7 protein-coding genes are annotated in these 11,460 nt (G+C 70.3%); 6 read left to right on the forward strand and 1 reads right to left on the reverse strand.

Going from position 1 to position 11,460, the window contains the following annotated elements; translation table 11 throughout:
- Positions 1–35 precede the first annotated feature (35 nt).
- The 6 genes from QHF84_RS16925 to QHF84_RS16950 all read left to right on the forward strand — a co-directional run bounded on the left by QHF84_RS16925 (position 36) and on the right by QHF84_RS16950 (position 6,202).
- Complete coding sequence (locus tag QHF84_RS16925; RefSeq protein ID WP_281314338.1) at positions 36–848, forward strand: hypothetical protein; 813 nt, start codon at positions 36–38, stop codon at positions 846–848.
- Complete coding sequence (locus tag QHF84_RS16930) at positions 845–1,678, forward strand: S8 family serine peptidase (RefSeq protein ID WP_281314339.1); 834 nt, start codon at positions 845–847, stop codon at positions 1,676–1,678. The genes QHF84_RS16925 and QHF84_RS16930 overlap by 4 nt, the downstream gene beginning before the upstream one ends.
- A complete protein-coding gene (locus QHF84_RS16935; protein ID WP_281314340.1) occupies positions 1,675–3,417 on the forward strand; it encodes a tetratricopeptide repeat protein in 1,743 nt (580 codons plus the stop codon). Before QHF84_RS16930 ends, QHF84_RS16935 begins: the two co-directional genes overlap by 4 nt.
- 36 nt (positions 3,418–3,453) lie before the next feature.
- Positions 3,454–4,188: an FAD-dependent oxidoreductase gene (locus QHF84_RS16940; RefSeq protein ID WP_281314341.1), complete on the forward strand. Its 735-nt coding sequence runs from the start codon at positions 3,454–3,456 to the stop codon at positions 4,186–4,188.
- 337 nt (positions 4,189–4,525) lie between these two features.
- Positions 4,526–5,188, forward strand: a complete 663-nt coding sequence (locus tag QHF84_RS16945) for a hypothetical protein (protein WP_281314342.1) — start codon at positions 4,526–4,528, stop codon at positions 5,186–5,188.
- Between the two features lie 153 nt (positions 5,189–5,341).
- Positions 5,342–6,202: a Sir2 family NAD-dependent protein deacetylase gene (locus QHF84_RS16950; RefSeq protein WP_281314343.1), complete on the forward strand. Its 861-nt coding sequence runs from the start codon at positions 5,342–5,344 to the stop codon at positions 6,200–6,202.
- Between the two features lie 99 nt (positions 6,203–6,301).
- Here QHF84_RS16950 and QHF84_RS16955 read toward each other — a convergent pair whose 3' ends face one another.
- Entirely contained in the window at positions 6,302–11,416 is a 5,115-nt protein-coding gene (locus tag QHF84_RS16955) for a DUF4215 domain-containing protein (RefSeq protein ID WP_281314344.1), read from the reverse strand.
- Positions 11,417–11,460: the final 44 nt, after the last annotated feature.

Here is an 11,460-nt window from a genome sequence, read left to right on the forward strand (position 1 = left end):
TCCGATCGAGGCCAAGTTTTTGTAGGATGCGGGCCATGACGCTTCCCGCGCCCGCCGCCGACGTCGCCCGAGCCTCGTTGCTCGGCTTCTCGAGCCGGCTGCGAGATCTGCTCGCCACGCTGGAGTCCGCCGCCCTCGTGGGTCAATCGGAGGTGCGCATGCGCGGGCTCGGCGAGCACCTGCGTTTCGCGTGCCTCGCCCTCCCCTGCGCCGAGGCGCTCGTCGCACTCGAAGTGGAGACGCTCGGACGGCTCAGCGTCCCTGTCGTGGCCGACACGCAAGGGTATCGCCGCACCACGCTGGAGTTTCTGCCGAGCGGGACGCCTTTCGCCTACCTGCTCGGCGGCGGCGGCGCGCACGCGGCGGAGCTCGGCCCGGACGACCCGATGATCGCCGCGCTGCGCCCCGCGCTCGCGACGAAGCCCACGGCCGGCATCTTCGTCCCGATCCGCATCGGCGAGTCCACGATCGGAGGCGCGGCTCTGCTCGCGGAGGATGCGCCGCTCGGCGATCACCACCTGGAGATGGCCGAGCGCCTCGCCGAGGTGCTCGCACTGACGGTGGAGTCGTTCCGCACCGAGCAGATGATCTTCTCGCTCTTCGCGCGGGCCCTTCCGGACCTGCTCGGCGCGGACGCGCCCACGTCGCTGCGCGAGTCGCTCGCGCAGTACATCCACGCGCTCCGGCTCGGACCGACGTACAAGGAGCGCCTGCAGCTCGCGCTCGCCGTGGGCAAGCTCTGCGATCGCGGGCCGGCCGAGGCCATGCTCTGCGCCGAGGTGCTCGCGCGCATCGACGCCTACGCGGCCTCGATGGGCGGCGTGGCTTCCTACGACGGGACGCCATGACGGAGACGAACCCAGAAGCGGCGCGAGCGTCGCGGCGGGTGCGCGTCGCCCTCGTGGACTCGGGCGTGGACACGTCGCACCCGTGGCTCGTGCATGCCGAGCTCCGCTCGCTCCGCGTCGAGCGGAAGGGCGAAGGATACGCCGTTGGTCCCGACGATCCCGTCGATCGCTCGGGCCACGGGACGGCGTGCGCGGGCATCATCCACAGGCTCGCGCCGTTCGCCGAGATCACGAGCGTCTGCGTGCTCTCGCCCGAGGGCCGATGCTCGCGCGACGGGCTGCTTGCGGCGGTGCGCTTCTGCGTGCGCGAGGGCTTCGACGTGGTGAACTTGAGCCTCGGCATCGACGTGCCGAAGGGCGCTCCCTTGCGACCCACCGACTACAAGTCGATCGTCGAGCTCTACGAGATCGCGGACATCGCATACACGGCCGGCGTCGTGCTCGTCGCCTCGGGGCCGAACGCGTCGGCGTTCCGGACCTACCCGGGCCGCTTCAAATCCCTGATCGGCGTGGGGCGCGCGTCGTCCGACGATCCGGAGTTCTTGCGAACCGAGATCACGGTCGACTGGGAGATCCTCGCGCCGGGCAACGACGTGCTCGCGCCCGCGCTCGGCGGCGGCGAGCGGCGGTGGACGGGCACCTCGTTCGCCGCGCCCCACGTGGCGGCGCACGTCGCGCGGCTCCGGCGCGACCGTTCCGATCTCTCGATCCAGGACATCAAGGCCGCGCTGCACGCGCTCGCGGCCCGGCGGCTCGAACGCGAAGCGGGCCTTCCGCGTGTCTCGATGCCCCCCGCGCAGATCGATCACGGAGGCGCGCTCTCATCATGATCCGTCCCTTGGACCCTTTGAACGAGGTCTCTTCGATCGCGCGGCTCCTGAAGAGCGCGCCCGCGGAGGAGGCGCACGCCGAGATGGCGCGCCTCGAAGCCCAAGACCTCGACCCGCTGCGCGCCGCCGCGCGTCTCTTCGCGAAGGGCGCGCTCGGTCAACGCGAAGGCGCCCTCGACGTGGCGCGCGAAAGCCTGTCCGCGGCGGCCGCGGCGTTCGCTGATCTCGGCGAGATACGCGCCAGCAAGATCGCGCGGTGCGAGGCGATCCTCGCGGCCGTGCGGCGTGGCCCGCGCCCCGTGTATCGCGAGTCGATCACGACGCTCGAAGCGCTCACGCGGGAGGCCGACGGCGACGCGCTCGTCGAGGTGGTCGCGACGCACTACCGCGGCACGGCGGAGCGGCTGCTCGGCGACGCGGCCGCGACGCAGCGGAGCCTGCTCTGGGCGCTCGAACGATCGCAGCCGTTCCTCGACGAACGCGCGAAGATCCTGAACTCGCTCGGCACGCTCTACGTGGTCATGGGCGCGCACGGCGCGGCGCGCGAGCTGCTCGAGCACGCGGCCGAGCTGCACCACCAGCACGGCGACGTCATCGGGGAGGCGATCTCCTTCGGGCAGCTCGGCTCGGCCGCGCTCGCGCTCGGCAACCTCGAACGAGCGCGGCATTTCCTGCAGCGGCAGGAGTGGCTCTGCTCGCGTGTGGGCGACGTCTTCGGCCAGGCCCGCGCGTTGAACTTCCTCGCCGACGTGGCGAGCGCGCGCGGCCGCCCCGACGACGCCCTCGCGCTCGCGACCCGCGCCCGCGAGATCGCCGCCGCCGCGCGCCCGCCGCTCCGCCTGTGGATCGCCTACGCCACGCGCGCGATCGGCCGCGCCCGGATGGACCTCGGCGACACGAACGCGCGTGAAGACCTCGAAGCGGCCGCGACGCTCTTCGGCGAGGTCGGCAATCCTCTCGGCGCCGCGCTGACGAGCTGGGATCGCGCGCGGACCGAAGCACGCGCGGACGCCTCCGCGCCCGAGCCGCGCGCGCATTCGACCTTCTTCGGCCCCGCGTCGCAGCTCGCCGCGCTCGGCCTCGCGGGCCGCGTCGCCGAGGTGTTGCGGGACGATCGGACGTTCTCCAAGTCCGACGCGCGCGCCTCCGAAAAAGCCATCGCGGCCGCGTCGCAGGGCTTGCCGCACCTCTCCGTGGCGCAGGAGGTGGAGCTCCTCCACGGCGCGCCGGACGAGCTCGCGCGCCTGGCCGAGGCGAAGACCACCGCGCAACGCAACCTCGCCCGCCTTTCCTCGTTTTGCCTCGCGCCGCCGGGCCTCTTCGTGGCGGCCGTGGCGAGCCCGAGCGCGGGCACAGGGAGGCCTTCGCTCCCCTCCGAGCGAAGCGCGGCCGCGGCGATCGCGGACATGCCCGGCCTCGTCGTTTGGGCCTGGCTCGCGAGCGCGCCGGTCGACGAGGTGGCGCGTGATCTCGCCTCGCTCAAGGTCGCGCTCGGCGGCGATGCGCGGGCGAGGCTCTCGCGCGTGGCGGATGCGCGGGTGCTCTCGGCGCCGCTCGCGGGCGAGGTCGGCCCGCTCGTCGAGGCGCTGGATCTAGGCCCGATCGTGGCTGCGGCGCTCTCGTTGCCGCCGGGGACGCTCGAAGTCGGCGCCGGCATCGCATGGGATCCCGAGGCCGAGGGGCGCGCGGTGATGGCGGGCTTTTCGGTGCGCAGGGATCCTACGGATGGGCCCGCTTGACGTAACGTCACCTCCCCCTATGTTCCGCGTCGCCGGATGAAAAAACCCGAGACGTTCGAGGTGCGGCTCGCGTCGGCGACGATGATCGCGCCGATGGTGCGGCAGCTCGTGTTCGAACGGGTCGATGGTCGGCCTCTCGATCACGACCCGGGTCAGTGGATCAACCTCGCCTTGCCGCTGCCCGAGGGCGAGCGGCGACGCGCGTATTCGATCGCTTCGGCGCCCGACGGATCGAGCCGCTTCGAGCTCGCCGTCACGCGTGTCCCCTGCGGCTCGGGCTCGATGTACCTGCACGATCTCCCCGAGGGCTCGGTCCTCTCGGCGATCGGCCCGCACGGCCTCTTCACGCGCGCATCCGATGACCCGAGCCCTTCGCTCTTCGTCGGCACGGGGACGGGCGTGACGCCGCTCCGCGCGATGATGCAGGCCGCGCTCGCGGTCGGTTCGAAGGCGCCGCTGTGGCTCCTCTTCGGCGCGCGTTTCGAGGAGGACATCCTCTACCGCGCCGAGATGGAGGCCTTCACCCGCGCGCACCCGCACGTGCGGTACACGATCACGCTCTCGCGGCCCGGCGCGTCGTGGACGGGCAAGAGCGGGTATGTCCAGACGCACGTCCCTGCCCTGCTCCGCGAGCTCGAAGCGGCGGGCGCGCCTCTGGCGCCGCACGTCTACGTTTGTGGCCTCGAACGAATGGTGAAGGCCGTGCGCGAGCTCTGTCGCCACGAGCTCGGCGTCGACCGCAAGCACGTGCACACCGAGCGGTACGACTGACGGATCCATTCGCCGGAGGGCAAGCGATACGCGCACCTCGGCCGCACGGATTTCTGCGAGCCCATGTGCGTGACCGACTGCGTGGGCCAGCGTGACGACGACGGGTACGGCTATCCGGGCGTCACGGTCGAGGTCCGCGGAAAAGGCCTGCACGACGCTCCTCGCGTGCCCAAACGAGCTCTGAGGGATCGGGCGTAGGGGGCGGCGACCCATCGCGGGGGCGAGCGCCAAAATCCCGGCGCAGTCGGTGGACGGAGCCTGGCGCCGAGGCTATAAATTTTCCATGTTACGTCGAATGTCGGTTCTTGGAGAAGCTTCTTCTATGCGAGGAGGGGTCATGCGTATCGTCTTGCTGGCACAGGTCGCCGGTGCCGCGTTGTTTTTGGCTGGTTGCCCGGGTGATGAGCAGGTCGAGCCCACCGGCGGCGCGACTGGCTGCCCGGCCGGCCAGGTCTGTCCCCCCGGCACGGGCGGCGGCGGCAACGGCGGCAGCGGCGGCGACGGCGGAAACGGCGGCGCGGGCAACGGCACCGCGCAAGGCGGCAACGGCCAAGGCGGCGCGGGCGGCAATGGCTCCGGCGGCGCAGGCGCGGGCGGCAATGGCTCCGGCGGCGCGGGCGCGGGCGGCAATGGCCAAGGCGGCGCGGGCGGCGGCGGAAACGGCGGCGGCGGAAACGGCGGCAGCGGCGGAAACGCGGCGGTCTGCGATCCGCTCGAAGCGGACGTCAATCTCAAGATCGTCCCGGCGATGCAGTGTTACCCGCTGCAGCCCGAAATCCCGCAGTGCCAGGAGATCATCGACGGCCCCTGCTGCCCGATCAGCGTGGTCGCCCAGGATCTGCCCGAGGTCATCGCTTACAAAGAAGCGCTCCAGAAGTTCAAGAACGAGAGCTGCGAGGCGACCTGCCCGCCGATTCCCTGCCCGGCGATGCCCCAGTTCAAGTGCACGGCGAACGACAACGATCCGACCACGGGCACCTGCACCCCGGTCGCGCCCTGACCCACCAGAAAACCCCTTCTGCGCTCCCCTGCCCCTTCGTCTTCGCCCCCGCGGCGCGGAGAGAAGGGGCAGGCGTTTTTTCGGCACCTCGCCACGGACCGATGATTCGATGGTGATCGCCCCTCGCGACCGGGGCGAAAACGAGGAGCTCCCATGACCCCGCATGAATCCCTGTTCGAACAAGCCGCCCGCGCCCTCGAAAATGCGCGCGCGCTCGTCATCACGGCGGGCGCGGGCATGGGCGTCGACTCGGGGCTGCCCGATTTCCGCGGCAACGAAGGGTTCTGGCGGGCCTACCCGCCGTACAAGGACCTCGGCCTCGGCTTCTCGTCCCTCGCGAATCCGCGCTGGTTCGCGAACGATCCCGCCCTCGCCTGGGGTTTTTATGGGCACCGCCTCGAGCTCTACCGCAAAACCCGTCCCCACGACGGCTTCGGGGTGCTCGCGCGCTTCGCCCGCAGGATGGAAGACGGCTGCTTCGTCTTCACCTCGAACGTCGACGGCCAGTTCCAGCGCGCGGGCTTCGATCCCGAGCGGATCGTCGAATGCCACGGCGCCATCGATTTCCTGCAATGCACGCGCGACTGCGGCGTCGGAATCTTCCCGGCCGATCCGTACACGGTCGAGGTGGACCCGACGTCGTTCCGCGCGAAGGAGCCGCTCCCCAAGTGCCCGCGCTGCGGGGCGATGGCCCGGCCCAACGTGCTCATGTTCGGCGACGGAGGCTGGGATTCGACCCGCGCCGACGCGCAGGAGGCGCGGCTCGGGTCGTGGCTCGTATCGATGCGGGGCGAGGCGCGCGGCCGCGTGGTCGTCATCGAATGCGGCGCCGGGACGGCCATCCCCACGGTTCGTCATTTCAGCGAGCGGATCGCCACGAGCCTCGAAGGCCTGCTCGTGCGGCTCAACGTGCGCGAGCCCGAGGTCCCCGCAGGGCACGTGGGCCTGCCGCTCGGGGCCCGGGCGGCGCTGATGGAGATCCAATCGCGTATCACGCCCCGCGCGAAAGGCTGACGCGCCTCGCGCCATTCCTCGCGCGATTGCTGGGACCTCAAAAAAAGAGCGGCGGCATCCCGAAGGACGCCGCCGCTCTTTTTTCGTTACCCGGACGAACTACGCCGCCTTGCGCCGCCGGCGCGCCGCGACGAGCGCGCCCGCGAGCACGAGGACGACCGCGCCGCCCGCGTCACGGGTCTCGCCGACGGTCCGGCAGCCGCAGCCCTCGTCGCTGCCCGGGTCGCGCCCGCCGCTGCCCGCGCCGCCTTCGCCGCCTTCGCCGCCCATGCCGCCGTCGCCGCCCATGCCACCGTCGCCGCCCGCGCCGCCGCCGCCGCCCGCGCCGCCCTGGCCTTCGAGCTTGCAGTCGAAGGTGCAGCCGTCGCCGGAGACGCCGTTCGCGTCGTCGCACTCCTCCATGCCACCCCAGACGAACCCGTCGCCGCAGCTCGCCTTGAGGCAGCCGCTCAGGCAGGCGTCGAAGTTCGACGCGTTGCCGTCGTCGCAAGCCTCACCCGGCTGCACCACGCCGTCGCCGCACGTCGCGCTCGTGCACAGGTTCGAGCACGCGTCGTCGTTGTTCTGGTTGCCGTCGTCGCAGGTCTCGACGCCGAGCTCGACGTAGCCGTCGCCGCAGGCCGCGGCCTTGCAGTCCTGCACGCAAGCGTCGGAGTTCGAGCTGTTCTCGTCGTCGCACTCCTCGACGCCATCGAGGACGAACCCGTCGCCGCACGTCGCGTTCTTGCACGTCGTCGGGCACTCGTCGGTGTCGTCGGTGTTGCCGTCGTCGCACGCCTCCACGCCTTCGCGGACGAACCCGTCGCCGCACGTCGCGTTCTTGCATGTCACGAGGCACGCGTCGGTGCTCGATGCGTTGCCGTCGTCGCACTCCTCGTTCGGACCCACGATGCCGTCGCCGCACCCCGGCAAGCTGCAGTTGTTCTTGCAGCCGTCGGTGTCGTTCTGGTTGCCGTCGTCGCAGGCCTCGACGCCGCCCTGCACGTAGCCGTCGCCGCACGTCGCGCTCTTGCAGCTCATGACGCAGGCGTCGGTGTTCGACGCGTTGCCGTCGTCGCACTGCTCGACACCCGCTTGCACGACGCCGTCGCCGCACGTCGCGTTCTTGCAGGCGTTGAGGCACGCATCGCCGTTCGTCAGGTTGCCGTCGTCGCACTCCTCGACGCCCGCCTGCACGAACCCGTCGCCGCACGTCGCGTTTTTGCACGTCGACGGGCACTGGTCGCTGTTCACCACGTTCCCGTCGTCGCACTCCTCGACGCCCGCCTGCACGAACCCATCGCCGCACGAGGCCGGCTTGCAGCTCGCCAGGCAGCCGTCGGTGTTCGACATGTTCCCGTCGTCGCACGTCTCGACGCCCGCTTGCACGAACCCGTCGCCGCACGTCGCGGCCTTGCAGCCCATGACGCAGCCGTCGGTGTCCGACATGTTCCCGTCGTCGCACTGCTCGACGCCCGCCTGCACGAACCCGTCGCCGCACATCGCGGGCTTGCACGAGGCGAGGCAGCCGTCGGTGTTCGACGTGTTCCCGTCGTCGCACGTCTCGACGCCCGCCTGCACGTAGCCGTCGCCGCACGACGCGGTCTTGCAGCCCATGATGCAGCCGTCGGTGTTCGACATGTTCCCGTCGTCGCACTGCTCGACGCCCACTTGCACGAACCCGTCGCCGCACGAGGCCGGCTTGCAGGTCGCGAGGCAGCCGTCGTTGCTCGACGTGTTCCCGTCGTCGCACGTCTCGACGCCCGCCTGCACGTAGCCGTCGCCGCAGGAGGCCATCATGCACGTGGTCAAGCAGGCGTCCGTGTTCGACGCGTTCGCGTCGTCGCACTGCTCGGGCCCGTTGACCATGCCGTCGCCGCAGCGCGGACCGAGCCCGGAGCAGTCGGCCTTGCAGGCGCCGTACTGGCCGTTCTGCGCGCCGTCGTCGCAGACCTCGCCGCCGTTCGTCACGCCGTCGCCGCAGAAGACGGCCATCGCGTACTCGTAGGCGCCCATGTCGACCGCGGCGCCGTTGATCCCGTCGCCGTCGATCGGGCGGAGCTTGCCTTCGATGTCCGAGGTCGGCGCGCCCATCGACGTGCCCGCGTCGATGCACACGCTGCCGGCCGCGAGCTTGAGGTCCGTCGGCGCGTTGACGAAGTTCGGGTTCTGCGAGATGCAGCCCGCACCCGCGGTCGCGCTGGAATAGTTGCCGTTCGTGTTGCCCCAGACGTCGGAGTACGTGACGTTCGTCGACGTCGTGCCGTTGCCGGTCACGCGGTAGACGCCGTACTGCTGCGGGTTCGCCGCCAGGCTCGTGATGATGGCGTTCTTGATGTTGACGGACATGGATCCGCCGGTCGACGCGAAGACGTACACGCCGTAGGTGCCGTTGCCGTGGATCGTCGCGTTCGTCAGGTTGAGCGTGCCGGTCGCGCCGCTCGACGCGCCCGTGCGCACGCCGTACGAGCCGCTCGTGCGGATGAGGGCGTTCTCGACCGTCATGATCGAATTGCCGCTGTTCGGCACGAAATACAGGCCCAAGCTCGCGTTCCCTTTGAGGGTCAGCCCCTGCACCGTGGGCGCGGCGGTGCCCGTCACGTACATGCCGTACGTGCCGTTGTTCGCCGTGACGTTCTTCAGCGTCGGCGTGCCAGCTTCGAGGTAGACGCCGTACGTCGACGTGTCGCTCGCCACGTTCGTGAGCGAGAGGAGCGAGCCGGTGGCCGCCGAGTACACCGCGTACGAGCCGTACAGCAAGTTCACGTTCGTCAGCGTCGCGCCCTTCGAAGTCGACGGGAGCACGACGCCGTACCAGTTGCCCGCGCCCACCGTCGTCGAGCGCAGCGTGATCGGCGAAGCCGTCGTACCGAGCGCGTCCAGCGTGCCGTTCACGCGGATCTCGCCGCGCCCCGTGTCGTCGCCCGACGCCATGATGTCGCCGTTCGAGAAGTTCACCACCACGCCCGGCTCGATCGTGAGCTTCGAGTTCGGACCGACCGTCATGTCACCCGCGATCGTGTACGGCGACCCCGCGAGCGTCAGCGTCGTGTTGACCCACAACGTCCCGTGGTAGCCGGGCGTCGCGTCGCTCGTGTAGTCGAGCGGCCCGAGATCACCACCAGCGTCACCCGCGAAGCGCGACGGCGAGTTCGACGTCAGCCGCATGTTCGTCGGGACCGACACGTACAGCGGGTTCGCCGACAAACACCCCGTACCCGCCGCCGCGCTGCTGTAGTCGCCGTTCGAGTTACCCCACACGTTCGAGTACGTCGTCGTCACCGCCGTCGTGCCGTTGCCCGTCACGCGGTAGATGCCGTACTGCTGCGGGCTCGACGCCAGGCCCGTCACGTTGGAGCTCTTCACGTTCACCGTCGTCGAGCCGCCCGTCGCCGCGAACACGTACACGCCGTACGTGCCATTGCCGTGGAGCGTGCTGTCCGTGATGTTCACCGTCGACGTCGCACCGGAGCTCGCGCCCGTGCGCACGCCGTACGAGCTGTTCCCCTGCACCAAGCAGCCCGTGAAGCTGTTCGTCGTCATCCCGCCCGACGGCACCACGTACACGCCCAAGGTCGCGTTGTTCTTCGCCGTGCAACCCGAGACGGTCGCGGACGTCGTGCCCGTGAAGTAGAAGCCGTACGTGCCGTTGTTCGCGGTGACGTTGGTGAGCGTCGGCGTGCCGGCTTCGAGGTAGACGCCGTACGTCGACGTGTCGCTCGCCACGTTCGTGAGCGAGAGGAGCGAGCCGGTGGCCGCCGAGTACACCGCGTACGAGCCGTACAGCAGGTTCACGTTCGTCAGCGTCGCGCCCTTCGACGTCGACGGGAGCACGACGCCGTACCAGTTGCCCGCGCCCACCGTCGTCGCGCGCAGCGTGATCGGCGAAGCCGTCGTGCCGAGCGCCTCCAGCGTGCCGTTCACGCGGATCTCGCCGCGCCCCGTGTCGTCGCCCGATGCCATGATGTCGCCGTTCGAGAAGTTCACCACCACGCCCGGCTCGATCGTGAGCTTCGCGCTCGGTCCCACCGTCACGTCACCCGCGATCGTGTACGGCGACCCCGCGAGCGTCAGCGTCGTGTTGACCCACAACGTCCCGTGGTACCCGGGCGTCGCATCGCTCGTGTAGTCGAGCGGCCCGAGATCACCGCCAGCGTCACCCGCGAAGCGCGACGGCGAGTTCGACGTCAGCCGCATGTTCGTCGGGACCGACACGTACAGCGGGTTCGCCGACAAACACCCCGTGCCCGCCGTCGCGCTGCTGTAGTTGCCGTTCGAGTTACCCCACACGTTCGAGTACGTCGTCGTCACCGCCGTCGTGCCGTTGCCCGTCACACGGTAGATGCCGTACTGCTGCGGGCTCGATGCCAGGCCCGTCACGTTGGAGCTCTTCACGTTCACCGTCGTCGAGCCGCCCGTCGCCGCGAACACGTACACGCCGTACGTGCCGTTGCCGTGGAGCGTGCTGTCCGTGATGTTCACCGTCGACGTCGCACCGGAGCTCGCGCCCGTGCGCACGCCGTACGAGCTGTTCCCCTGCACCAGGCAGCCCGTGAAGCTGTTCGTCGTCGTCCCGCCCGACGGCACCACGTACACGCCCAAGGTCGCGTTGTTCTTCGCCGTGCAACCCGAGACGGTCGCGGACGTCGTGCCCGTGAAGTAGAAACCGTACGTGCCGTTGTTCGCGGTGACGTTCGTCAGCGTCGGCGTGCCGGCTTCGAGGTAGACGCCGTACGTCGAGTTGTTGATGACCGTGTCCGAGACCGCGAGGCCCATGGCCGCCGCGCTCGATTGAATCGCGTAACTCGCGTTCGTCATCGTGGCGTTCGCGATCGTCGCGACACCCGTTGGCTCGACGACGATGCCGTACCAGATGCCCGCGCCCGAGCCGCTCTGCGCTGCGAAGGTCACGGGGCTCGCCGCCGTGCCGTTCACGTTGAGCTGGCCCTTGACGGTGATCTCGGTGCGCCCCGTGTCGAGGCCCGCGGCCTGGACGTCACCGTTCGCGAACTGCACGACGGTGCCGGCCTGGATGGTCAGAAACGCGCCCACGGGCACGGTGACGTCGCCCGAGACGATGTACGGGCTGCCTGCTGGGGTCCACGTCTGGTTGATGACGTTGCCGCCCGTGACATTCGTCGCCGCGCGCGCGGCGCGTGGCACGAGGGCCACGAGGGCGAGCGCGAGCGCGAGCACCACGAGGTGCGCAGCACGCGCGATCGATCGGTTCGACATACGAGAAGCCTCCGGGGACGAGCCCCGCCTTCGAGACTGTTGGT

The organism is Polyangium sp. y55x31 (assembly GCF_029946505.1).
Taxonomy (GTDB): Bacteria; Myxococcota_A; Polyangia; order Polyangiales; family Polyangiaceae; genus Polyangium.